The sequence below is a fragment of the Acidobacteriota bacterium genome, assembly GCA_029861955.1.
In the GTDB taxonomy this organism is placed as follows: domain Bacteria; phylum Acidobacteriota; class Polarisedimenticolia; order Polarisedimenticolales; family Polarisedimenticolaceae; genus JAOTYK01.
In genome coordinates this window covers 26,085-50,346 of record JAOTYK010000002.1, presented here as the reverse complement: position 1 = coordinate 50,346, position 24,262 = coordinate 26,085, and the positions used below count along the sequence as shown (strand labels likewise).

Here is a 24,262-nt window from a genome sequence, read left to right as displayed (position 1 = left end):
AGGTGTGTGTCCCTAAACACCAGCAGCCGTGGCGCCGGTTTCGCGGTAGGATAATCGGCACGCCCCCGGCCGTAGGGCGAGGAGACGTAGAGACGATGAACTACCCGTGGCGCACCCTGGTTTGCCTCTTGACCCTGACCGCGATCGCACAGGCGGCAAATAACAGCCTGCCAGGTGATTCCGGTCAGATCACCGCCGATGAGCTTCGCGGTCATGTGGGGTATCTCGCCGCCGACGATCTCAACGGACGGGATAGTGGTGGAGGTGAGATCCGCGAGGCAGAAGCGTATATCGCCAATGCGTTTGAACGGTTCGGTCTGGCACCGCTGCCGGGACATGACAGTTTCTTTCTGCCGTTCCATCTCTATCGCAGCAACTTCGACAAGAAGACGACCAATCTGACTCTGAGTATCGGCAAAGAAGACGTCGTCGGTGAAGTCGGGCAGCAGTTTCGTCCGTTCGATTTCTCCGACAATGGCCGCGTCGATGCGGAAGTGGTCTTCGCCGGTTACGGAGTCTCGGCACCGGATTTGGGCTACGACGACTACGCGAAGATCGATGTCGAAGGCAAGATCGTTCTTCTCCTTCGTCATGTTCCGAACGAATCAAGTGGGGAGGGGAGCTTTGCGGCTGGCGCAGCCACTCGTTACGGTGCGTTCGCTACGAAGGCCCAGGTCGCAGTCGAGCACGGCGCCGCCGGAATGATTCTCGTCACCGACCCGCTCAATCACGGACCGAACGACGATCTTCGGATCGGTCGACGCCTGACGCTGGATCGCGGCAGTCTCTCCGCCGGCCAGCAGAGTGGGCCGACATTTCTAGCGGTGCATGCTAACCAGTCGATAATCGGGGACTGGCTTCAGAAGGCCGGTGCCGATCTGTCGGAGCTGCAGACGGCTCTCGACTCCGGCAAGAAGACCCACAAGTTGACGGTGAACGGCTTGCGAGCCAGCATCGGGGTCCAGCGGGTCGAAGGCGCGGAGGCTGTGCCGGCCCGCAACGTCGCCGGCTTTCTCGAGGGCAGTGACGAGGATCTCAAGAACGAGTGGATCGTCATCGGCGGGCATCACGATCACATCGGCGGTTACCACGGTGAAGGCGATACGATCTTCAATGGGGCCGACGATAATGCCTCTGGGATTTCCGGTGTTCTCGAGCTGGCCCAGGCATTCGCGTCTCGCGAGCAACGACCGCGAAGGAGCATCCTGTTCGCGACATTCTCCGCCGAGGAAAAGGGATTGCTCGGGTCGCGCGCGATGGTCGAACAGGAACATTTCCCGGTCCATCGCACTGTGTTCATGTTCAATCTCGACATGATCGGGAGGACGGATTCGGACCAGATTCAGGTCTACGGTGACGGCTATGCCCGAGGTCTTCGCGAGATCGTCGATGCGGCCAACGAGCCAGTCGGGCTGGAGCTTACCTACGCGGGGACGGAATACGCGGGTAACAGCGACCACGCCAGCTTCTATCAGGCCGGCGTTCCGTTCATGTTCTTCTTCACCGGCCTCCATGACGACTATCACCAACTTGGAGATCACGCAGACAAGCTTGACTACGACCGCATGCAACAGATCCTGACCGTCGGGTTCAACACGATCGAGACGATGGCCGATGCCGACATGACCCCGGCGATGATCCATGTCGTCGATTGGCTAGGGATTCAAATCGAACTCGTCGATCGGGACGGATTCGACGTTCCGGTAGTGACTCACGTCGCCGATGAATCGCGTGGCTACCAGAGTGGATTGCGGTCGGGGGACGTGTTGACGGCCCTCGATCGGCGTCCGGTGGCGGAGACTCGCAGTGTCGGCAAGGGTTTTCGCGACGTGCAACCGGGTTCCGAGGTCGAACTATCGGTGCGACGCGGTGAGGCGACCCATACGATCGCAGTCGAGCGGGCGAAGACCGGCTACATGGGCGTCTTCCCGACCCCCGTTGATGAGGACAGAAGAAGCGAATTGGGCCTACCGGACAACGAGGGCATTCTACTGCGCTCCGTGGTAGCCGATGGGCCATGCGGGAAGGCCGGTCTGGTGGCCGGGGATATCATTCTCCGAGTCGACGGTCGACCGATCAGCGCGTCGTCGCTCTCGTCGATCCTGTCCCAGATCGGGGCGGGCGAAACCGTTGACATGCTGGTCTTGCGAGAGAGTGAGCGACTGACGATTCCGGTCACGCTCGGGGAGCGCCCGGGCCGGCGTCGTTAGAACGCCGATCAACGCATCCGGCTTAGACCCAGACGCAGTCGACGTCCCATCTTGGGAACGTCTCCGGAGATGTGAAGCAGTGTCCGCGACTCCGCTTCGACCCAGACCTCGGTTTCGCCCTGCATGTTCAGAAGGCCCTCCGCAGTCTCGTCCTCCGGGACGATATTCAGGCGGAGCGCCGACGTCGACCACTCTTTTTTCTTTGACCGCTGGTCACGCCCGGTGTCGACGGCGAATTGGCGGTCGAGGATCTCTCTCTCCACGACCGTGACCGTGAAGTATCGCGGTCCGTCTCCGGTGGCGACCAACACACGAACCTCATCGCCTACGTCGTGGAGCGGTTGACGGCCGAGTCCTATCAGCATGCTGGGGAAATTGTGGGCCCGCAGCGGATGGCCCTCGGCATCCACGGGAAACTCGAATCGCTTGTTTCGATACGTCGTCCACTCGGAAAGCGGGCGATGGGAGCCACGTTCCGGTTTCAGCTTCTTGACCCTGTAGCCCCTCGGGTCAAACTGATAGATGGCAGCGCGCTTACGTGAGCGGCGCACAGATCTCTGCGGTAGGCCCGTTCGTCGTTGCAACGTCGTGGTGGATTCCGAGTCCGCGACGCGTGCGCCGAAGAAGCGCGCCACGGTGCGCATGCGTATCTCGGATGGCTTTGAGGTTCCGGTCCGTTCGATGTCGACGCGGCCCGACAGGAACGCGCCGCCGCGCGCCGTCAGCTCGATCTCACGCCATTTGCCCCACGGCGGGTTCTTGTCGGTCTCGCCGGCCACCGAGGCACCCAGGAGGGCCATCGACAGGAAGACACTTGCGACGATACGATGCGTCACGAGTCCACTCCTTCGGTCGACTTTCGGCCGTCGATGTGACAGCAGGGAGCAAGCGCGTGTCCGAATCCAGATTGACCATGATTCCCGGTCCCACACCCGTTCGCGACGCGATCCTGCGGAAGTTGGCAATCCCGACCTGTTCGCACCAGGACCCGTCGTTTGTTGACACGTATCGCAACGCGCTGAACGCGTTGTGTCGCATTGTTCGTACCGAGGATGCCCATCCCTTCATTGTAGGCGGTGGAGGCACTCTCGGCATGGAAATGGCTCTGATCAACTTGTTGGACCCCGATGATCGGCTTCTGGTCGTCTCTCACGGGTTCTTCGGGGACCGCTGGGAGCAGTTGGCCAATGCGTTCGGATTCGGCTGCGATGTCATCCGATCGGAATGGGGGCGGACGGCGTCGCTCGCCTCGGTCGTCGAGCGTGTCGATGCGGGAGACTATCGAGCCGTCGCCATCACTCACGTGGACACGTCGACGGGGGTTGTCGCTCCGCTCAGAGATTTCGCCGAAGCCCTGCGTGGCCGCGACACGTTTTTCATCGTCGATGGAGTCTGCGCCACCGCGGCCGTGGACGAACCGTTTGACGAATACGGCATCGATGTCCTCTTGACGGGCCCGCAGAAGGCGATCGGTGCCCCTCCGGGCGTCGCTCTCGAAGTCGTCTCCGGACGAGCGATCGATCATCGTCGGTCTCTCGACCGGGTTCAGGGCTATTACGCGGACTGGACCCGCTGGCTTCCGGTCATGGAAAACCCGGCGCTGTATTTCTCGACCCCTCCCGTGAACGAGATCGTCGCGTTGGAGCAGGCTCTCCAGATCGTACTCGATGAGGGCCTCGACAGACGATTCGCTCGGCACCAACGATTGGCGGCAGCGATGCGCGCCGGAATGGAGTCGCTCGGATTGCGCGTCTTCGCCGATTCGGACTGCCGTGCGGATACGCTCAGCGTGTTGCTCTACCCCGACGGAGTCGAAGACGGTGCGTTTCGTTCGGCCGTTGCCGGACGTGGCGTCGTCGTTGCCGGCGCGCTCGGCCCTATTGCCGGCAAGGGGTTCCGTGTGGGTCATATGGGCAATATTGGTGCCGGCGAAGTCGGGCGCACGCTTCAGACGGTCGGGGAGTCTCTCGTTGAGCTGGGGGTGGGCGCCGACCCGTCGGCGGCCCTTGATGCGGCCTCTAACCATTTAATCGAGGAAGACGAGGCGTGACGAGTTCACTGTCGACGGACGATGTCGCCGACGCGAATCGCGCCGGGAACCACGACGCGAGCGTTGACACCTCGTAGGTTCAGTTCGCGACCGATGGAAGAACTGACGAACTTCATCGCGTCCAGTCCGAATCGGTCAACGAACTTCCGGCAGCCCGTGTGGGGCGATGGAGTGATCTCGATCACGGAGTTGCCGATCGCCAGGCACGACCCCGGTGGGAGATTGGCGCGACTCAGGTCGAACTCCACAAAAAGCTGATCGCCGGCAAGCGCCCAGCGCTCGACGCTTCCCGCTATTTTCTGGATGACTCGGGCGTTCATCAGAGTCAGTTGCATATCGGGATGGGAGCTGCCGTTATCCGTATGGCGGCTGCCGCGGGATTGCCAGTTGTCGCCGACGAGACCCTGCGCGACGTCCAGTTCGGCCTCCTCGAGAGACCGACGTTCTCCGGTGGTCGGTCGGCAGGCGATCTGCCGGAGCGAGCCTTCGTCTGCGGGAGACTGACGGATCGACGGCAGTGCGGCCTCCAGCTCCGAGAGAGACAGGTGCTGGGTAGTTTCGTCCACGAGGACATTCTAGAGCAGACGTGTGCAGTTGTCGTCGGCTGGTGTAACATCCAGATCCGCGATGACCGCCCGCCGAAAGTTACCAATCTACGCTGCGTTGCTGGTCTTCGGCATGCTTGCGGTCCTGCGACTCAATCCGTTCTGTCTCCTCGAGCCAGACTCGCCGGACTACCTGTTCACCGCTCGGTCTCTCGCCACATTTGACGGCTACCTGGAGATCGATCACCCGGCCCGCACGCCTCACGCGTTCAGGCCGCCGGGGCTTTCGATCCTATTGGTCCCGATGGCATGGATAGCCCCGTACAGCGTGGTCGCGGCGAAACTGTGGATCCTCGGAAGTGGCATCGGGTTGTTGATCCTGTTGCAGCGGTTCACCCGGCTGATCACGAATCGCTCGACCGCGATTCTCGTCTCGTTGATCGTGGCGTGCAGTCCGTACACGTTGCTGCACGGTACGGAGGTTCTTAGCGAGGTCCCATTCCTCGTGCTTATCTTCGGACTCCTTCTGGCACTGGGATATCGGGAAACCGCAGATGATGCCGCGTTGACGACTGTCGCCGAACGTCACAGGGTTCTTGTAACCGTGATACTGATCTGGCTCCCTCTGATGCGAACCGTCGGGTTTGCAATGCTGGGTGCGCTGCTTGTCTGGTCCATTTTCGTCAAGGCCAGGCGTACCTGGCTGGCTCCTCTCGCGGCTGCCCTCATCGTCAACGGCCTGTGGTGGTGGCGGGGAACCAAGGTGGGTTCGACGACCTATCTGGAGGGCATGTCGGCGCGGCTTCACGATTTGGGCGGATGGGGTTACCTGGGCACCGTCTGGGACCAGGCGCTGTTCTACATCAAGGCCTTCGCCGGATTCGTGTTACCCGGCGTCTTCTTCGGTTCGCCGATGTATGAGCGTGTCTTGATTGGTGATGCACCGCGGATGCCGGGTGCAGGCCCGCTGGGCCTCGTCGCGGTGGCGGCGTTCCTGTTGGTCGCACTCTGGGGCCTTGTCGCGCGACGACGATCCGACGGCACGTTGGTCGCGATCTATCTGCTGTTGTTTCTAGCGTTACTCGCGATCTATCCACCACGACAGGAGCGGCTGATCTGGCCACTCGTGCCGGTTCTGTGGGTCTACGCCGCCGTCGGGATTCTCGATCTACGTCGACGTTTACAGGACGCGGCACGCGGCTCGTCGAGCTTCTACGACCGAGGACTTCGATACGGTATCGGTGGCTTCGTGGTCGCGGTTCTGGCTCTCCAGCTCTACGCGAGCGTGGCGGTAGTCGCGACAAATATCTCCTGGTGGCGCGGTGGCGATTCGTTCTACGAAGAACAGGTGCCGCCCGGTTACTTTGCCGACTGGCGGCGGGCCGGCATGGAGATCGCGAAGTTAGGACAACCCTGGGCCCGTGTGCTCACGCGACACTCCGATGTGGGGCTGACCTCGCAACGACTTCAGGATTCGATGCGTTTCGAGGAAGTGTCGCCGGCCGTACTGACCCGCGCAATCGTCGGGCTACCGGCACGCTACGTCGCCATAGCGTCGACCGAATTCCGGAAGGTGGCGCCTGCCCATCTGTTTGAAGAGAGTGCCACATTCCGCTTCCAGACCGTTTGGCAGGGGCGCGGGGTCCGGGTCTTCGAGGTGCTGCCCAATCGAGAAGGTGTGGGGTCGATCGTGCCGGACGACCTGGAGGGTCGGATCGAGCGTTGTCAGAGCGCCATCGCAATCCATCCCCGTCGTCGGGACCTCCGCAGAAGGCACGTGCAGTTGCTTCGCGACGCCCGTCGAATCGAGGAGGCGGTGGCGGCACTCGACTCCCTCGAGGAGACACTCGGGACCGACGCACGCAGCGCGTGGCTTCGGGGAACGCTGCTCCTCGACCTGGGGCGATACGACGACGCGGCCGACGCACTCAACCGAGGGATTCTCTTGCCCGACGTCGGTCGTGTCGAGCGGTCGCTACGTCGTGGCATCACGCGAGCCGTCGAAGGCAAGCGGAGGGCCACCGAGGAGAGCCCACCGGCACGTGTCCGCCGTCTGGTGGACGAGGCCGGTAGTTTCCTCGATTCCGGCCTATTGCGATCGGCCACGATCTGGCTGAACCGCGCCGCGGCCATCGCCCCCGGCGATCCGTCCGTGGCGTTCCTGGTGAGCCGACTTGACGAACGAAGCGGCAACCGCGAGCGTGCCGTCAGACGTCTCGAGCGCCTGCGCTCCGCAGGCCACCGAGCGGCGGCGGGTCTCCTGGAAGAGTGGGAGTTGGAGCGACGTCTACTGGCCGGTGAGGTCAAACTCCCTCCATCGGGCTACGTTCGTTTCGCAGCGCGACGAACCGCCGAAGGACGTCCCGGCCGAGGTCTGGCACTGCTCGAGCGGGCCCATCGAAATTGGCCGCAATCCGTGGACGTCGCTCGCGGGCTCGGGCTCTCGTGGTGGTTTCATGGACGCCCGGACCTTGCAGCGCCGCTCCTCGAATCGGTCGTCAAGACCCATCCGGGAGATCGGGAATCGATCGACGCACTGACCGCGTGTCGTCGGGTCCTGGAAGTCGACTGACGGGTCAGTCGAAGGCCGCGCCGGACCGCAGGTCGTGGACCACCGACGCGTCCACCCACCAGATATCAGGGTTCCCGTTCATCGCCTCGTTGTGCATGCGTCCGAGATCGTCGGACGTCACGCGTTCGGGAGAATACCGATCCGTGATCGATGCGCGGCTAGACATGAAGAAGAAATAGCGCCCGTCGGGGGAGACGTAGGGGGACCACTCTTGACCGCTGGCATGGTTGATGCCCTGTTCGAGGGCGATGGCCTGACTCCAGCGGTCTTGTTTATCACGAAAGACAACGAAGTAGTCGACGCCACCGAGACTATCCGAGTGACCGAAGTTGCAGACGATCAGGTACGACTCGTCCGGCGCGATAAACGCGTTGAACTGTGTCCGTGCTGCGTTGACCGCGGCTGGGAGCTCCTCGGCGGCCTGGTATTCGCCGTCGACCAGGCGGGAACGGAAGATCTTCTCCGTGCGATCATCCCCTCGACGGGTGAAGTAGATCGTGCCGTCGGTCGTTACGGATGCAAAGAACTCTGCACGATCGCTGTTGATCGGTGGGCCGATTGGATAGGGCTCGCCCCAGCCATCGTCGACCCGATCCATCATCCAGATATTTTCGTCGCTCATCGGCTCGGAGCTTCCCGGGAGCGGTCGTCGCGACATGAAGTAGAAGGTTTTACCGTCGGGTGCAATGGTCGGCTCCAGGTCCATGTATTGTCCGGAGAACGAGGCGACCTCAGGCGTCATCCATTCACCCTCTACCTGACGGGTCACCAGGATCGCGCTGAACGTGAACGCCCCGCCCAGGACTCGTGAGAAGTAGAACTCAGTGCCGTCGGGCGTCATCGCAGCATCTCGTTCTCCCATGCCGGTCGAGACGAAGCCCGGCGCGAAGACCGCGGGGGTCCGGCCGGGTGGTTGTTGACCGAGGTAGGGTCCCAGCAACGACGGCTGGAGTTCGGACGTTTGCTGACAGCCCACCAACGTCATCAGAACGAGTAACCCGAGCACCATCGAGCTATTTCGCATGGAACAATCCTCCGCGCGCGAGTCTGCCCGATCCGGGGGTCACGATCCAGGGTGAATCGGCGGGTTGCGCGGTCGGGACACCGCGGGATGATATCTTGTTTGTTCATTTTCGGTTCCGGGCGGGGAGGATTCTATGGCCGGCAAGACGTCAGAGGTAGATATCGCCGACGCCCGGGGGACGGAAGAGCTGCTCGACGATGTGATCGCCGGGCTCGCTGCGACCAACAAATCGTTACCGAGTAAGTACTTCTATGACGAGGCGGGTTCGCGGCTTTTTGACGAGATTACCCGGCTCGACGAGTACTACGTCACCCGGACGGAACAGGCGATCATGGATCGTCACGCTGGTGAGATGGGGGAGCAGATCGCCGAGAACGTGATGCTCGTCGAATACGGCGCCGGAAGCAGCATCAAGACCCGCGCCCTCCTGGACCATCTGGATGATCCGGTGGCGTACGTGCCCGTCGACATCTCGAGAGAACACCTCAACCAATCCGCCGAGTCTCTTCAGGCGGCGTACCCTGACATCGAGGTTCTCCCCGTGGTCGGTGACTTCACCCAACCGTTCGAGTTGCCGATTGCGCGTCGAACACCGGATCACGTCGCCGCCTATTTCCCGGGTTCAACGATCGGTAATTTTGAGACCGAGGCGGCTCACCGCATTCTGCGGGGGATCGCACCCCTCTGTGGTTCCGGGGGTGGTCTACTGATTGGGGTCGACCTGCAGAAGGACCCCGCGGTGATCGAGGCGGCTTACAACGACGTGGATGGCGTCACGTCACGGTTCAACCTGAATCTCCTGCGAAGAATCAATCGAGAGCTGGGCGGCGATTTCGATCTCTCTCAGTTCCGCCATCTGGCAACCTACGACGAGAAGGCCGGATGCGTCCGGACGTTTATCGTGAGTGATGTCGATCAGATCGTCAACGTCGCCGGCCGACAGTTCTCGTTCGCCAGCGACGAGCGAATCCACACCGAGAATTCCTACAAATACACGATCGACGGATTTGCCGGTGACGCCGCAGAAGCGGGCCTCGAACTACACCGGGTTTGGACCGACGCTCGAGACTATTTCGCGGTCATGCATTTCGTGGTGCCATAAGCCGAGCGGTTGGAGGTCGAAGATGCGTAGTGCGACCGGCAGCGATCGATTGACTTCCGAGCGACTCCGGCAGTTCCGGTCGGTGCGCGCGTTCTCTCTGACGCTCGCGGAGACGCTGTCTCCGGAAGACTGCGCCATTCAGTCGATGCCCGATGTCAGTCCGACGCGCTGGCACCTTGCACACACCACCTGGTTCTTCGAAACGTTCATTCTCAGGGCTCGGCCGGACTACAGGGTCTTCGATCCAACCTACGAGTTCCTCTTCAACTCCTACTACAACACCCTTGGACCTCAGTACCCGCGGCCGGAGCGTGGCCTGTTGTCGCGACCGAGTCTCGACGAGGTGATCGGATACCGACGCCGCGTCGACATGGAATTGGAGCGTCGACTCACTGGGGATGCCGTTGACGCAGAGACTATTCGTATTCTCGAGTTGGGGCTTCACCACGAGCAGCAGCACCAGGAACTGATCCTGACCGACATCAAGCACGTTCTCAGCCATCATCCGATGTCACCGAGTTACCGGCACGGGACTTTCGACGATGCGAGACCTGCCCGAGACGCAGGGTGGGACGCGATCGAGGGACAGTTAGTCGACATCGGGTCCGATGGAAACGGTTTCCACTTCGACAACGAATTTCCACGTCATCGCGCCTACCTGGCACCCTATGAACTCTCGCGACGCGTCGTGACCAATGGCGAGTACCTGGAGTTCGTGCGTGACGGGGGCTACACGCGGCCGGACAGCTGGCTTGCTCTGGGTTGGGACACGGTGTCCGCAAACCGCTGGCGTGCACCGCTCTACTGGATCGAGAAAGAGGACGGCTGGTACGAGTTCACGCTGGCAGGCCTGGTTCCACTGCGCCTTCAGGATCCGGTCTGTCACGTCAGCTACTTCGAGGCCGATGCCTACGCCCGATGGGCCGGCGCGCGTCTGCCGACGGAATCGGAGTGGGAATTTGCTGCCCGAGACCAACCGGTCGAGGGCCACACGGCGGATCGTCTGATCGACGCGGGACGCGCGATTCATCCACAACCCGACTCGACCGTCTTCGGCGACGTCTGGGAGTGGACGCAGAGCTCCTACTCGCCCTATCCCGGATACCGCCCTCCGGATGGTGCACTTGGCGAGTACAACGGCAAGTTCATGTGCAATCAGTACGTCTTGCGTGGTGGCTCGTGTGCGACGCCCGCGTCAGACCATCTTCGAAGGACCTATCGAAATTTCTTCCCGCCGGAGGCCCGCTGGCAGTTCAGCGGAATTCGACTGGCCCGCTAGCGGGAGGCGGTGAGCGCCCGATTCCAGGAACCCAGTAGGACGACGCCCATGAAGACGAGGGCGGCGGTCAATCCGGCCCACAGTCCATGAACGCCCATCCCCGAGCGGAACGCGAGGAACGCGCCGAGTGGCAGCCCCAGAACCCACCAGCCCAGTAGGATCCACAACATGGGACCCAGCGTGTAGCCGGCACCGCGGAGCGCGCCTGCGGCCGTGACCTGGACTCCATCGAACAGTTGGAACAGGGCCGCTAGATAGAGCAACCCCACGCCGCGCCGGATGACCGAGCTGTCCTGGGTGAAGAGACCGAGCAGGAAGTGCGGGATGATCCCGACGATAGCCGCCATGATCGTGGCGATGACCGCAGCCAGGCCGATCGCCATCCAACCGGCACGCTTCGCCCTTGCCGGATCTCCCTGCCCGATCGCGTAGCCGACACGCACCGCCGCGGCGGCCGAGATACCCAACGGCACCATGTAGGTCACGCTGGCCACCGTGAGAGCGATCTGATGGGCGGCCAGCGCCTCCACGGCGAACTGTCCCGCGAGGATGGTGACGGCCGTAATGACCCCGACCTCGAGCAGTAGTTGGCCCGACGCCGGTAGGCCGAGTCGAAGCACGACACCGATCCGCTTCAAGTTCAGATGCCACCAGCCATCACGCCACGAGACCTCGCGTAGTCCACGACGGCTAAGAAGAATGACAGCGGCCAGCGACAACGCGAGGAACGTCATCGAGGCCGTGGTGGCCCACCCTGCGCCGGTAGTTCCGAGTCGCGGGAATCCCCAATTGCCGAAGACCAGAACCCAGTTGAAGAGGACATTCACGACGTTGGCCAGGATGAGTGCCAGTACCACCGGGAACGCCCGTTCCATCGCCTGGAGGTAGCGACGAAACGTCGTATAGAGCAGCATCGGTAGGAGCGACAGACTGCACACCTTCAAGTACGGATGCCCCTGATCGATGACACTCTGCTCGATTCCGAGCAGATCCATCCGCCCCGCAACCCCCTGTAACAAGACCATCGCAGGGAGCGCGAGGAACAGAGAGAGCCAGATCCCCTGCGCTAGATACTTCAACGCCTCGTCGGTTCGACCCCTGCCGAGACTCTGAGAGACAAACGTGTCGAGGCTCAGTAGCACGCCGATTCCGCCGATGGCGAGGAAGACCCATATCGAACGACCGATGCTGACTCCGCCGATCGCCTCCGGTCCCAGACGCCCGACCATCAGGACGTCCACCACCCCCATCATCATCCAGCCGAGTTCGGCGATGACGACCGGAACGGCAAGGGCGACCATGGGCCACAGCTCACCACGGGTTCTGGGGCGGACGACTTGCATCCGAGGCACGATAGACCACTTGCGGATTACCGCAACGACGCTTCGGTCAGCGGAACTTGACGGATCGTCCGTGGGTCAGCACTCGCTCTTCGAGCACCCGGGCACTTAACCCGACCATCTCGAGTAGGTCGGGACCGTCATCCGTCGCGGAAGCCTCACGGGTTCGCAACGCCTGGAGGTACTTCATGAACGACTCTCGATACGCCCCATCGTCTCCCTGCAACAGATAGTGCACGAGCGCCCAACTCAACACGTAGTTGCCCTCTCGATTCCCGGCGGAAAACCGCAGCGGCGTCTCCATCTTCAGGAGCGCGTCGATCGATGGGCGGTTTTCGAACTGTCCCTCGTTCATCAATCGATTGAAGCGACGTGTGAATCGCGCCCTGAAGCGCGAAGTTCCCGGCAGAGGTTCGTCGAACAGTTGGATCGACTTGCGACCCGTCCGTCCGGCCTGAAACTCGAGCGAGTCGTTCACCCGTGTGCCGCTGAAGTATCCCGCGAGTCCCTCCAACAACCATGTCGGACGCGGCGTTTCAGGATGAAAGAACCTCCTAGCCAGCTGCTGATGCGCCGCGCCGTGAATGAGGCTGTCGGCGAATTCAGGAAAGCCGGTCTCGGTGTGGTGGGCCGTCACATCGAGTCTCGGGTCGTGGTCCGATTGGGACGAGGAAAATACACAGTTGTGGGAATCGCGTACGGCACTTCGATAGCTGTTGCTCGAATAGAACAAGAACGCCATCGAGTGCGACGTGTCCTCGTCCAGCTCAACCGGAGATTCCCAGCTGGACTCGAAAAAACCGTAGAACGCGTCGAGCAGATCCACTGCCACTCGAGTCTTGATACGAGGATCATCCGTCTTGACGCGGTAGTGGGCTCCCTTGAAGGCGTCGTATCGACGATTTCGGATCAGCTCTTCCCCGCGCTCCGATACAGGATGGATCGAATCGCCGGTGGACCCGACGGTCGTGCCAAGTACGAGCACAAGCGTGAGCAGACAGCGGATCGATCGATTGTGGCTCACTCGTTCCCTCCAGAGTCGAGAACGGCCGCGAGTTCCGATCTCAAACGGCTCAGGTTGCGACGGTTACGTCCAAAGTCGGCCCAGGTCCTGCGCGAAGTTGAGCGCGCCGAAACGCGGGTCGAGGTCCCTTCATCCCGGAGCGTCACGGTCACGTCGTCGAACCCGCCGGGAATCCGAACCTCCCGCGTGAAGACGACCTGAAGACGATCGTCGTCTCCGGCCTCGCCCACGTAATGCCAGCCGCCGATTCGATTCGCTGCGCTGCGGAGCGCCGGCAAGACTTCCGCCGTCGAACGCGCGACCACGTACGGCTCGAGAGACGCGGCGTGGGCACGCCAGCGTTCGTAGGGCTGGAGGGCGACGTAGACCGCCATCACGGCCACGCCGACAAGTAGAACGAGCGCCAGCCGCCTGAGTAATTTCTTCTTCGTACTTGGATACACACGTTCCCCGATGGACGTGGCCCTGTCGCCACAAGCGCGACCCTGTGCCAGAGTATAACGGAGCGGAGGGGGATTCGTTGAAGCAGCCCGGTGAAATGGAGGGTCCGCCCACGGGGCCAAGCGCGGTCGCCGTCGAGGTCTACGATCGCGTTCTTGAACGATTTGGTGAGCCCGATCTCCGGATCGATTCCGGGACGGGTGCCGAGAGCTCGACGATCGTCAGCGTTTTCGCGTGGTATCCGACCACGGAGGTTCCCCTGACGACCTTCGCGACGATCGGGATGTGTGACGTCCCCATCCACGGCGCGAATCATCGAGTGGAGTTGCATTTCGCCAGAGCCGGGGATCTCGCCGACAACGAGATCGAGGCGGTGGGGCAGTTTCTGATCCATCTCGCCGGCTGGACGGCCCGTCGATCCGTCTTGCTGGACTGGTGGCACCTACTCCCGGGAATCGACACGATCCCGACGTATCCGGGCTGTCACGCGATGCTCATGCATCCGGCGTTCTCTCACGGCGGTTGGGACCGTGTTGAGGTCGAGATTGAAGATCCGGGCAGCGAGGAACGACCCACCGAGGTCCGCATGCTGAATATCGTCCCGTTGACCGACACGGAGGCGGAGGAGATTCGGACGGAAGGGCTGCGCCCAACCATGGAGCGTCTCTACGCGTTGGAAAGCGGAATGTTCGCGCCACGTCCCACGAAGCCGTCGAGCTAGTTGTAGCCGATCGCCACGGCGACCACGAGCGCCAGGGCTGCGGCGGTCAACGCCTTGAGCAGGAACGGGATGACGAAGCGTAGCCAGCGCTCGTAGGAGACTCCGGCCATCGTCAGGATCCCGATCAACACGGGGTTGGTCGGGACGACGATGTTGGTGAATCCGTCACCGAATTGATAGGCCAGCACCGACGTCTGTCGACTGACACCGACGATGTCCGACAGGGGTGCCATGATCGGCATCGTGACATAGGCCTGTCCACTCCCGGAAGGGATGAACAGGTTGCAGACGGATTGAACTGCCAGCATGCCGACGGCGGCGACGTGGGGCCCGAGAGTTTTGAGGGGTTCGGCGATGCCGTGGATGATCGTGTCGATGATCTGCCCATCCGTCAGGACCACGCCGATGGCACGGGCGACCCCAATCAGCAACGCTGTCGTCGTCAGTTCACTGGCTCCGATGCAAAACTTTTTCGCCGTCTCGTCGACTCCGATCCGGCCGACAACGCCCATCGCGATCGCCAGGCCGAAGAACAGCGCGCCCATCTCGACCAGATACCAGCCATTCTTGATCAAGCCCCAGAGGAGGAGTCCCAGTCCGACGGCGAGAACCGCCAGCACGGAGATATGCTTCGCGTTGATCTTGTCGTACTGCTTTGCACCGACATCGGCCGTCTCGCGATCGGCCTCGCTCTTGCGGACTTTGCCTGCGTAGGACCAGACGTGATGGAACCCGATCGCGAGAAACACCAGGAGCAGGACGATTCGGAACGTTGCGCCGCTCGTCGGTGTCACGCCAGCGATGTCCTGGGCGATCAAGACGGTGAACGGATTGATCACCGCGGCTCCGTAGCCGACCCCGTAGCCGACCACGAGCACGCCGACCGCCGTGAGCGCGTCGTAGCCCAGTCCAATCAGGAGCGCGAGAAGCATGGGGACAAATGGCAAAAACTCTTCCGCCATTCCCATCGTTGCGGCACCGCAGGCGAAGATCAACATGCTGCCGGCGATCAACAGCGCCGGCTTGTTGCCCATCTTCTCCAGTAGGAATCCGATCAGGGCATCCGCCGCGCCTGTGGCGCGAAACACACCGAACGCGCCGCCGATAATGAAGACGAAGAAGATGATCTCTTTCGCCTCGTCAAAACCCTTGGGGACTGCGACCAGAGGAGTCCAGACCGGGAGGGTCGTCCGTTCCGAAGCCTTCGTATAGCTGTCGGCGACCACGTAATCATGGCCGCCGTGGCTCTCCCGCTCGAAGGCACCTTGAGGCATGACGAGCGTCAGCAGATAGGCCAATACGACCATGCCGAAAAGCAGAGCCAGAGTGTGCGGGACGCGGAAGCGGCCTCGGTCCATCGGGTCAAACTCCTGTACCGGTCGAAGAACGCATCCGGTTTAAAGCGGCGAGAGTATAGCAGTAAGGAATAAGGATGGGTTGTCCCGGGATCGCAAGTGGCGGAAGATGGTCCGCGCAGTAGAGGCAAACGGAGTCGTAAACGGTGTTTCGTCGAATCAGCGTGGTGACCACATCGCGGGCCGACTACAGCCATCTGTACTGGGTCCTGCACGAACTGCGGGAAAATATCGATGTCGATCTTCATACGATCGCCCTGGGAGCGCCGCTGGCCGACGAATTCGGCAGGACTGTCGGCGAGATGGAGGCCGACGGGTTCCCGGTCCACGACCGCATCGAGTGCCTGCTCAGTTCCGATAGCGACGTCGGCATGGCGAAGACCATCGGACTCGCCACACTGGGTCTGACGGAACGCCTGGCGGATCGTCGACCCGACCTCATGCTCCTTATCGCGGATCGTTACGAGATGTTGGCGCCGGCTTCAGTCGCCCTGGCACTCCGTATTCCGCTGGCGCACATCGAGGGAGGTGAGGTCAGTGAGGGAGCCGTCGACGACGCCGTTCGCAACGCCTTGACCAAGATGAGCCATCTCCACTTCGCGCCCACCGAGACGGCACGCCGTCGGATCATCGCGATGGGTGAAGAACCCTGGCGCGTTCATCGGACCGGCGCTCCGTCGCTGGATCATCTTCGGCGAAGCACGTTGCCGGACCGAACGAAGCTGAACGAGGAACTCGGCGTCGAGATCACGGCGGAAACGATCGTCGTCGCCTACCATCCCGTGACGCTTGCGACCGATACACTTCTTGAGGCCGACGGCCTGTTCGCCGCCCTCGAGCGGATCGATCGACCGCTGGTGTTCTGTTTCCCGAATGCGGACGCCGGAAGCCGTCGGCTGACGGCTCGAGCGGACGCGTTTTGCCAAACTCGATCCAACTCGCAGCTGTTCGTCAATCTGAACCCCGTCACCTACTGGTCGCTCCTTCGTCACTGCGGATTGATGCTCGGGAACTCAAGCAGCGGCATCATGGAGTCACCGGCACTGCAGCTCCCGACCGTCAACGTCGGCATGCGGCAGCAGGGTCGAGAGCGCGCCGCCAACATCATCGACTCGCCGGCGGATCCCGATCGGATCCTGGCCGCGATCGCAGAGGCCAGTGATCCCGCATTTCGCGCCGGCCTCGAAGGGATGCAGAACCCCTATGGCGACGGAACCGCGTCGAAGCAGATCGTCCAGGCGATGATGGACGTGGACCTGGAGCGGCTCCTCGTCAAACGAGCCGTCCCCCTCGACTGAATCATGAGCCAGCGCCCCCACAAACCCATCCCCCTGTCGGCTCCCGACCTGGACGAGACGGATCGCGACGCCGTTCTCGAAGTGTTGCAGGGGCGCCACCTCAGTCGTGGGCCCTTCATCGAGGCGTTCGAACGACGTGTCGCGGAGACGGCGGGGCGTCAAGAGGGTGTCGCCGTCAGCTCCGGAACCGCGGCGCTCCATCTTGCGGCGATCCTATCCGGTCTGAAGCCGGGCGACGAGGTCCTGACGACGCCGTTCAGTTTCATCGCGTCGGCCAACATCATTCTCTACCTGGGGGCGACGCCGGTCTTCGTCGAGATCGACCCCGAAACCCTCAACATGGATGTGGACGCGCTGGAGTCACGGATCACGCCGAGAACCAGGGCCATCGTCGCGGTTCATGCCTTCGGCCGACCCCACAAGATCGGCCGCCTCGAGGCGTCGGCCCGGCGACACGACTTGATCCTGATCGAGGATGCGTGCGAGGCGATCGGCGGAGAGTGTGACGGCCGGCCGCTCGGCGGTTTCGGAGACTTCAGTAGCTTCGCGTTCTACCCCAACAAGCAGGTGACCTGCGGCGAAGGGGGCGTCCTGTTAACCGATCACGGGAGTGCCGCCCGTCGTGCTCGCGGGTTGCGGAATCAGGGACGGGACCCGGACGGACCCGGCTACCTGGAACTCGGGTTCAACTATCGGATGACCGATTTCCAGGCGGCGCTCGCCACCTCGCAGTTGCAGAGGTTGCCATCGATCCTCGAGCGTCGGCGACAGATCGCCGACGGCTATCGGCGTCGACTCGAACACCTCAACGAGTGGGTCCTCCCGGTGGGGGATCCGGGATCCAGTTGGTTCGTCTACGTGGTGCGATTGCATGACGACCTACCTCTAAATTCGAGAGATGCGATTCTCTCGGGTCTCACGGACAGGGGGATCGGCTGTGGACGGTACTTCGAGCCGATCCATCTTCAACCGTTCTATCGGCAGCAGTTCGGTTTTTCGGAGGGTGACTTCCCGATCACGGAGCGGATTGCGGCCCGCACCATCGCGCTCCCGTTCTTCAATCGAATCACCGAGGAGCAGCTCGATCGCGTGGCGGAGGCGCTGGCGGAGCTCACCCCCCGATTGTCGGATCTACCGGGTGGGACGGCGTAGGACCTGACCTCGGGCCTCGGGCGAGTAGAGGCCGCCGTCTACCACAGCGTGCCCTCCCACGAGAACCATCGCGATTCCGGCCGCATGTCGCCGGGGTCTCAGCCATTCGGATCGATCGCCGACGGTATCCGGATCGAAGAGCACCAGGTCCGCCACGTGGCCCACACGGATCTGTCCACGATCGGGTAGCCCGAGGAGCTCCGCCGGATAGGTCGTCATCTTGCGCACCGTGACGGGGAGGGAGGGGCCCTTGCCTTCCCGCGCCCATCGCAGGGCTCGAACAAACGCACCGGCATGGGCGGGGTGCGGAACTCCGGTCCCATAGTCCTCTGCGTCCGAGACGATGGCAGACGACGGATGCCGAAGGATCGTCTGCAGACCGGCGTGCTGCTCGTCGTCGCCGGAGATCTCTCCGACCCACTGGCCAACGCCTCCGTCGAACTCGAGCATCAGGTCGGCGACGACGTCGAAAGGGTCTTGCTGGAGTTCCTGGCCCAGCGCCGCCAGGCTCTTGCCGATTCGCGGGTCGTCTTGCCGTGCGGCAAGACTCGCGACATAGATTCCGTCCCACCCGACGGCCTCGACCAGATTGTGTGGCCAACCGTGGGCCTCCCAGGGTGGCCATTGCGGGACGCGGTGCTGCAACTCAGAACCGATCCGGCGGCGGGTCTCTCGATCACGAAGCCGCTCGAGGAGCCGAGGCATCCCACCCTCTAAAGCCCACGGTGGAAAGATGGCCGACATCATCGTTGCCGCACGGGTGTAAAGGAACAGGTCGTGGGAGACGCTCAGGCCCTCCTCCCGCGCCCGATCTTCCAGACCAAGCACTCCGTCGATTTGCGGCCAGAATCGCGTTCCGACCGCCTCCAGGTGCGAGTGATGGACCCGGACACCGGTGACCCGCGCCAGCTCGATCAGTTCCTCGGTAGCGGGTAACAGCGTCTCGGACGAGCCGCGCACATGGGTCGTCCACAACCCGTCGGATTCGGCGACCTCGGCGGCCAAAGCCTGAAGCTCGGCCGGGTCGCTGTACATCCCCGGTGGGTAGATCAGTCCCGTCGAGACACCGAACGCACCGGCTCGAAGCCCGCGTTGAATCTGCCGTCGCATCGCATCCAACTCGGCGGCGTCCGGGGGGCCGGCCCGGAGCCCCATCGCCGAGATGCGGACCGGGCCATGGGGAACGAGGGTTCCGACGTTGATCGGTAGTTGCTGCGACGTGAGGGACTCGAGATAGCCGGCCGTGTCGATCGCCCCTACCTGCACACCCTCAGGCGTCATCCAGCTGTTGATCGACTCGAGCAATGCGGCGGTCGGTGGGTCTGCCGGCGCGACTCCGAGACCACAGTTGCCGACGATCCAGGTCGTGACACCCTGTCGGAGTTTCGCCTCGATCAGCCCGTTCCGCTGGGGTGCATCCGCCAGCAAGACCAGATCGGCATGACTGTGAAGATCGATGAATCCCGGTGAGAGAACGAGACCTTCCGCATCGACCCTTCGCAGTCCGTCGGGTTGGATCTGACCTTGCTCGCTTGCCAGGATCTCCGCGATCCGCCCATCACGCACAAGAACGTCGGCGCGAAAGGGGGCCGCGCCCGAGCCGTCGACGATCGTCGCGTTGTCGAACAGAAGCCCCGTGGGGTGACCGGGTCCGCAGGCCACCAAGGCCGTGAGCCACAACCCCAGGGCGGCCCAGAGCCGCTTCACTGTCCAGCGAATCCCTGCGACAGCACTCCAGGCATACCCCGCGAGTCCGAGAACACCACCCGCGGAGGGCGGTCCCATTCCATCGTTTTTGCCGCGCGTCGGACCTCATCGCCGTACGGGTAGGCCGTCATCCCATGAAACGGGATCGGCCCCAACGACGTGTTGGCGGCGGAGTTGGGATCCATGTCCTTGCCGAAACCGCTGGCGTAGAGCAGGAACGTCCGGGTCCATCCCTGAGGCGGTGGCGGCGGTGCGGGATAGCGAAGGGCGATCTCGTCGCCGTTTCGAGATGTGACGAAGGCGTTGTCCGTCTTCGCCAGCAGAGGCTCGACGGGTCCGAGACCGGTGTAATGACCGAGATGGGTCTTCCAACCGCCTTGCGGTGCGACCTGCTCCGGGAGGTAGACCGGTGGGGCCAGGGGGCCATGACCCGACGCTGCCGGGAAACCGCCATGCCGCAACACGGCTTCGTCCGCTGCAAGTCGTTGGATCTGTAGCGGAGTATCTTCGCCACCGACAAGAACCTGTACCCGATCCCAGTAGAGCCGCATCGACGTGACCAGGCGAATCCGATGATCCTCTCCGTCGAAGAGACCTTCCAGGTCGACCGTCAGTGTCTTCGGCAGGCCGGCCGGGAAACCGATCTCCCGATCGACGGTCCGGAAACCACCACGACCGTCTGCGATCTGTAGCTGTGGTGTCAGAAGTGACGCGCCGGCTTGATGTGCGGCGACGTTGGCAGAGGAGTCCGCATAGTCGATCCACCCGTCGAGCAACAGCACGACCCGGTCGTCATTGGAGAACGGCCCCAGGTCCAGTTCCAGTGTGTGAATTTCGGCGTAGCCCTTGAACGGCAGGCGCTCGAAGTTGTCGACGTAATCGCGATCGAGGTCTGCGATCGTCGCCGTCCAGTCCTTGCCGGTCGTCGGATCGATCGCCGACACCAGCGGGCGAATATCGGACGACGCGAACAGCCGGAACCCCGCGTAGGGCGGTCCTGGCAAGAGTTTCTCGTCGGGGAAGACCTCGGTTCCGACCGGGTGATCCACGACGACCAACTCGGCCTGGTCGAACCAGATGACTTCCTCGAGTTGGTTGTTGAGACGAACGCGATAAGAGCCGTCGACTTCCGTCAACCCGCCGACGATCTTGATGTACTCGTCGGGGTCCGGTGTGTTGAACACTCCCGGAGCCAGCTGATACCCCACCGCCGCGCCACCGAGAAAATCGGTGACGAACTTCCAGCCATCGTCTCGCCACGCGTAGAGCAACGGACAGGAGGTGCCCTTTCGATCGAGTTGCTCGATCTCCACCAGCTGGTTGGAGGTCAACTGGATCTCGTCCTGCAGCACACCTCCGGGCCACACGTAACGAGCCGACTCGATGGCCTCTCGTCCACCGAGCCCCACATGGAGGGCGGCACCGTCGACGATCTCAAACTTCTGACGAAGACTCCCCGCAAGCACCTCGACCTTGGCACCGATGCCGAACTTGTTGTCGCCGATCCCCTGAGACGTGATCCGAATCCAGCGATTGTCGTTGCCGCCATCGTTGCGCCAGGGTGTTAGCTTCCCGTCCGCATCCTGAACCACCAGGTCGAGATCGCCGTCACCATCGAGATCGAGGCTCGTTCGCGGTGCTCCGACCGAATCGGCAGAGAAGAGTCCGGCAGGAATCTCCCATTGCCCCGCGCCAAGATTCCGAACAAGTCGCAAGGCGTGATCCCGGCCGCCACAGGCCACATCCAGGAAGCCGTCATTGTCATGATCGAGGACGACGAGGCTAGACCCACCCTCGCAACCGGCAACGGCTGTCGGCGTCGCGAGAATCCCCCGTCGATTAAGGTGCCACGAGAGTCCATCGTCGTGGGTTCGAACCAGGTCCATCCAGCCGTCCTTGTTCAGGTCCGCTAGATGCCAACCTGAATTCGGCACCGACGCGCCCAACCCCACGCGATCGGAGACATCCTCGAAACTGTCGTCACGCTGATTGCTGAACAGTTGAATCCCGGAGACCGATCCGGCCAGTAGGTCGACGTCGCGATCGTTGTCCAGATCGCTGAATGCCACCTGGACTTCCCCGGCGTCGCTGCCGGAGAACACGATCCCGTGATCCAAACCGGAACGAATCTCGAAGTCGCCGGAGGCGTCATTGGTTGCGACAAGGCAGTCCGGCTTGGCGCCGTTCCAACAGGCGAACAGATCCAGATCGCCATCATGATCTCGGTCCACCAGAAGGGCGTCCAGCCCGGTGTCGGGCAAGGAGGGGATCGCCGTCGGCAACCGTTTCGGCCCGTCTTCGCCGCCAACGATGACGCTGAGGGTCAGCCGTGGACCCTCGGCGATCAGTGCGATGAGATCTTCGACACCATCGTTGTTGACGTCGCCGGGCAGGAGACGACGAACGTCACCCTTCACATCGATCGGCGCGCCGATTCCCTGCGAGTCCAGAGTGACCGCACTCGCCTTGGTCGTGACGAAGAGGATGTCGCCGCCGTCGGATCCAGAACGACCCCGTTGCCAGGCGAGTGCGCCCTCGACGACGAACTCGAGGGTCTCGAATCGGACGTCGATGGCCGACGGAGCGGCGAGCATTCCACCGTCGTAGTCGACACCCATCGCGTAGGGGCCCTCCTCGCCGTACTGGGACCCCACCGCCTCGTCGAGGCCGGATCGTTCCCGGATCTCCTGCGAGCGTCGAATCAGCTCGGCGCCCTCCTCCTCCTTGCCGAGGGTCATGAGGAGTCGGCCGAGGCCGTACAGGCTGGACACGTGAGTTGGGTTACTTTGCAACGCGTTCCGAAATGCATTCTCGGCCGCATCCGATTCCCCGGTGCGCGAGAGGACGATGCCAAGGTTGTACTGAGTCAGCAGATCGTCGGGGTCGAGTGATTCCACGGACAGGAAGTGATCGCGAGCCGATTCGAACTGGCCGCGCTTCTTCTCCACGAGCCCGAGGTTGTAGTGGGCGTAGGGATGACTGGGATCGCTCTCCAGGGCCTGGCGAAGCAACGCATCCGCCTCATCGACTCGACCTTGCTGATTGACCGCGACGGCCGCGTTGTTAAGCAGCAGGGGGTCCGTCGGCCTTAGTTTCAGCGCCGCCCGAAAAGCGGCCTCCGCCTCCCCCCACTTCTGTTGGCCCAGATAGGCGGTGCCGAGGATGTTGTGTCCGACGATGTCATCGGAAACCGCCCCCGCTTGTTCGGGAGGGGACGGGCAGCCAAACCAGACCGTCGAAGAGATCAGCAGAACAACGGCCATCACGCAAATCTTAACCGGGCGTGTCATCGTCTTTCAGCTCCTGATGCGATCGTTGCATGTCCACGAGTCAACGGTCTTCCGATCGAGACGCAGGACCGTTTCGAAAACCAATCGTCTTGCGGCGAGGTAATCACTGATTTGAAACAGGGCCACATGGGAGTGGATGTAGCGAGCGGGAACGGCGACCACGACCGTCGGAACACCGTGGCCGCGAGTTTGAATCGCTGCGGCGTCCGTTCCACCTGAACGGCGTACCGCCCACTGAACGGGGATGTCGAGTTCGGATGAGAGCTCTTTCAACAGCGCCAACAGCCTTGGGTGAGCGATCGCGCGAGGGTCACAGAACCGGATCTGCGGGCCGGCACCGACCGCACCCTGAGGGGTATCGTCGCTTTCGAAATCGTCCGACGGTGTGCACTCCAGGACGATTGCTACATCGGGGTTGGCCAACTCGCATGCGGGGCCCGCGCCTCGCGTGCCGACCTCTTCCTGGACGGCACCGACACCGATGACGGTGTTGGGGTGATCCCGATCGGCCAGGGCCTGCATCGTTTGACACATCAGCGCAACACCCAGGCGATTGTCCAACGCCTTACCGCTATAGACTCCATCGACACCCATCGGTCGGAACTCCGCATCCGGAACGACCGGATCGCCCACGGCGATTCCAAGGGATGCGGTGCCCGCCGGGTCGCTGGCACCCACATCGATCGAGAGCGTCTCGATGGCCTGCACCCGGCCACGCTCGGCCTCGGTCAGGAAGTGGGGTGGTTGGGAGGCGATGATCCCCGGGATCTCGCTCCAGTCGGCGTCAGCGGGACCTGTGGCGCCGGTCAGGACCCTCACACGCTGGGCCAAAAGGACATGGGCCCAGAAGCCCCCGAGAGTTACGAAGCGAAGACGGCCATCGTCGTCGATCTGCTGGACCATCATCCCGACCTCGTCGAGGTGGCTGTCCAGGAGGACGCGCGGACCTGCGGGATCGCCGACCTTCTCGCACTGAATCCCGCCGAGGCGGTCGTGCCGCAGGGTCCCGACGTCGTGCAATTCGTCTGCCACCCGGCGTCGCACGGGATCCTCGTAACCGGGAGGGCCGGCGGCTTCCGAGAGATGCTGAATCAGCTTGAGAGTGGCGGCGTCGGGCATCGGTCGCTCCGTTGCGGGTTTCGGGTCCCGATC

General features: G+C 62.7%; 18 protein-coding genes. 8 read left to right on the top strand and 10 right to left on the bottom strand.

What is annotated here, in order from left to right:
* Positions 1 to 95: 95 nt before the first annotated feature.
* The gene (locus OES25_01235) at positions 96 to 2,210 is read left to right on the top strand and encodes a M20/M25/M40 family metallo-hydrolase (protein ID MDH3626263.1); all 2,115 of its coding nucleotides are present in this window, start codon (positions 96 to 98) and stop codon (positions 2,208 to 2,210) included.
* Between the two features lie 8 nt (positions 2,211 to 2,218).
* Here OES25_01235 and OES25_01230 read toward each other — a convergent pair whose 3' ends face one another.
* Entirely contained in the window at positions 2,219 to 3,046 is an 828-nt protein-coding gene (locus tag OES25_01230; protein ID MDH3626262.1) for a hypothetical protein, read from the bottom strand.
* Between the two features lie 56 nt (positions 3,047 to 3,102).
* Here OES25_01230 and OES25_01225 point away from each other — a divergent pair, with 56 nt between their 5' ends.
* A complete protein-coding gene (locus OES25_01225; protein ID MDH3626261.1) occupies positions 3,103 to 4,260 on the top strand; it encodes an alanine--glyoxylate aminotransferase family protein in 1,158 nt (385 codons plus the stop codon).
* Between the two features lie 5 nt (positions 4,261 to 4,265).
* Here OES25_01225 and OES25_01220 read toward each other — a convergent pair whose 3' ends face one another.
* Positions 4,266 to 4,826, bottom strand: a complete 561-nt coding sequence (locus OES25_01220; protein MDH3626260.1) for an MOSC domain-containing protein — start codon at positions 4,824 to 4,826, stop codon at positions 4,266 to 4,268.
* Between the two features lie 61 nt (positions 4,827 to 4,887).
* Between OES25_01220 and OES25_01215 the strand changes: the two genes are divergently transcribed.
* Entirely contained in the window at positions 4,888 to 7,377 is a 2,490-nt protein-coding gene (locus OES25_01215) for a tetratricopeptide repeat protein (protein MDH3626259.1), read from the top strand.
* A gap of 4 nt (positions 7,378 to 7,381) precedes the next feature.
* Here OES25_01215 and OES25_01210 read toward each other — a convergent pair whose 3' ends face one another.
* Positions 7,382 to 8,401 (bottom strand): hypothetical protein, encoded by a 1,020-nt coding sequence (locus OES25_01210; GenBank protein ID MDH3626258.1) that lies wholly within the window; start codon positions 8,399 to 8,401, stop codon positions 7,382 to 7,384.
* A 133-nt stretch (positions 8,402 to 8,534) separates the two neighbouring features.
* On the opposite strand from OES25_01210, the gene egtD reads away from it, so the two are divergent.
* Positions 8,535 to 9,503 (top strand): L-histidine N(alpha)-methyltransferase, encoded by a 969-nt coding sequence (gene egtD, locus OES25_01205; GenBank protein MDH3626257.1) that lies wholly within the window; start codon positions 8,535 to 8,537, stop codon positions 9,501 to 9,503.
* A gap of 22 nt (positions 9,504 to 9,525) precedes the next feature.
* Positions 9,526 to 10,782: an ergothioneine biosynthesis protein EgtB gene (egtB, locus tag OES25_01200; GenBank protein MDH3626256.1), complete on the top strand. Its 1,257-nt coding sequence runs from the start codon at positions 9,526 to 9,528 to the stop codon at positions 10,780 to 10,782.
* Here the strand turns inward: egtB and OES25_01195 are convergent.
* Genes OES25_01195 through OES25_01185 form a run of 3 tightly spaced genes read right to left on the bottom strand, consistent with a single transcriptional unit; the run spans position 10,779 to position 13,589 of the window.
* The gene (locus tag OES25_01195) at positions 10,779 to 12,125 is read right to left on the bottom strand and encodes an MATE family efflux transporter (protein MDH3626255.1); all 1,347 of its coding nucleotides are present in this window, start codon (positions 12,123 to 12,125) and stop codon (positions 10,779 to 10,781) included. The two genes, egtB and OES25_01195, sit on opposite strands and share 4 nt — an antisense overlap.
* A gap of 46 nt (positions 12,126 to 12,171) precedes the next feature.
* The gene (locus OES25_01190; GenBank protein MDH3626254.1) at positions 12,172 to 13,146 is read right to left on the bottom strand and encodes a DUF1570 domain-containing protein; all 975 of its coding nucleotides are present in this window, start codon (positions 13,144 to 13,146) and stop codon (positions 12,172 to 12,174) included.
* Positions 13,143 to 13,589: a DUF1499 domain-containing protein gene (locus OES25_01185; GenBank protein MDH3626253.1), complete on the bottom strand. Its 447-nt coding sequence runs from the start codon at positions 13,587 to 13,589 to the stop codon at positions 13,143 to 13,145. Before OES25_01185 ends, OES25_01190 begins: the two co-directional genes overlap by 4 nt.
* A 77-nt stretch (positions 13,590 to 13,666) precedes the next feature.
* Here OES25_01185 and OES25_01180 point away from each other — a divergent pair, with 77 nt between their 5' ends.
* Entirely contained in the window at positions 13,667 to 14,308 is a 642-nt protein-coding gene (locus tag OES25_01180) for a suppressor of fused domain protein (protein MDH3626252.1), read from the top strand.
* Here OES25_01180 and OES25_01175 read toward each other — a convergent pair.
* Entirely contained in the window at positions 14,305 to 15,666 is a 1,362-nt protein-coding gene (locus OES25_01175) for a TIGR00366 family protein (GenBank protein ID MDH3626251.1), read from the bottom strand. The two genes, OES25_01180 and OES25_01175, sit on opposite strands and share 4 nt — an antisense overlap.
* Before the next feature lie 143 nt (positions 15,667 to 15,809).
* Here OES25_01175 and neuC point away from each other — a divergent pair, with 143 nt between their 5' ends.
* Both neuC and OES25_01165 read left to right on the top strand, forming a co-directional pair.
* Positions 15,810 to 16,961, top strand: a complete 1,152-nt coding sequence (gene neuC / locus OES25_01170) for a UDP-N-acetylglucosamine 2-epimerase (protein ID MDH3626250.1) — start codon at positions 15,810 to 15,812, stop codon at positions 16,959 to 16,961.
* 3 nt (positions 16,962 to 16,964) lie between these two features.
* Positions 16,965 to 18,113 (top strand): DegT/DnrJ/EryC1/StrS family aminotransferase, encoded by a 1,149-nt coding sequence (locus OES25_01165; GenBank protein ID MDH3626249.1) that lies wholly within the window; start codon positions 16,965 to 16,967, stop codon positions 18,111 to 18,113.
* On the opposite strand, the gene OES25_01160 is transcribed toward OES25_01165, so the two are convergent.
* The 3 genes from OES25_01160 to OES25_01150 are packed head-to-tail and all read right to left on the bottom strand — an operon-like array spanning position 18,093 to position 24,229.
* Entirely contained in the window at positions 18,093 to 19,820 is a 1,728-nt protein-coding gene (locus tag OES25_01160; protein ID MDH3626248.1) for an amidohydrolase family protein, read from the bottom strand. The two genes, OES25_01165 and OES25_01160, sit on opposite strands and share 21 nt — an antisense overlap.
* The gene (locus OES25_01155) at positions 19,817 to 23,083 is read right to left on the bottom strand and encodes a tetratricopeptide repeat protein (GenBank protein MDH3626247.1); all 3,267 of its coding nucleotides are present in this window, start codon (positions 23,081 to 23,083) and stop codon (positions 19,817 to 19,819) included. Before OES25_01155 ends, OES25_01160 begins: the two co-directional genes overlap by 4 nt.
* 33 nt (positions 23,084 to 23,116) lie before the next feature.
* The gene (locus OES25_01150) at positions 23,117 to 24,229 is read right to left on the bottom strand and encodes a M20/M25/M40 family metallo-hydrolase (GenBank protein MDH3626246.1); all 1,113 of its coding nucleotides are present in this window, start codon (positions 24,227 to 24,229) and stop codon (positions 23,117 to 23,119) included.
* Positions 24,230 to 24,262: the final 33 nt, after the last annotated feature.

Bases quoted from the DNA above. Each gene is read 5' to 3' on its own strand.
- OES25_01235 (MDH3626263.1), top strand. From the start codon at position 96: ATGAACTACCCGTGGCGCACCCTGGTTTGCCTCTTGACCCTGACCGCG.
- OES25_01215 (MDH3626259.1), top strand. From the start codon at position 4,888: ATGACCGCCCGCCGAAAGTTACCAATCTACGCTGCGTTGCTGGTCTTC.
- OES25_01210 (MDH3626258.1), bottom strand. From the start codon at position 8,401: ATGCGAAATAGCTCGATGGTGCTCGGGTTACTCGTTCTGATGACGTTG.
- egtD (MDH3626257.1), top strand. From the start codon at position 8,535: ATGGCCGGCAAGACGTCAGAGGTAGATATCGCCGACGCCCGGGGGACG.
- egtB (MDH3626256.1), top strand. From the start codon at position 9,526: ATGCGTAGTGCGACCGGCAGCGATCGATTGACTTCCGAGCGACTCCGG.
- OES25_01195 (MDH3626255.1), bottom strand. From the start codon at position 12,125: ATGCAAGTCGTCCGCCCCAGAACCCGTGGTGAGCTGTGGCCCATGGTC.
- OES25_01175 (MDH3626251.1), bottom strand. From the start codon at position 15,666: ATGGACCGAGGCCGCTTCCGCGTCCCGCACACTCTGGCTCTGCTTTTC.
- OES25_01165 (MDH3626249.1), top strand. From the start codon at position 16,965: ATGAGCCAGCGCCCCCACAAACCCATCCCCCTGTCGGCTCCCGACCTG.
- OES25_01155 (MDH3626247.1), bottom strand. From the start codon at position 23,083: ATGGCCGTTGTTCTGCTGATCTCTTCGACGGTCTGGTTTGGCTGCCCG.
- OES25_01150 (MDH3626246.1), bottom strand. From the start codon at position 24,229: ATGCCCGACGCCGCCACTCTCAAGCTGATTCAGCATCTCTCGGAAGCC.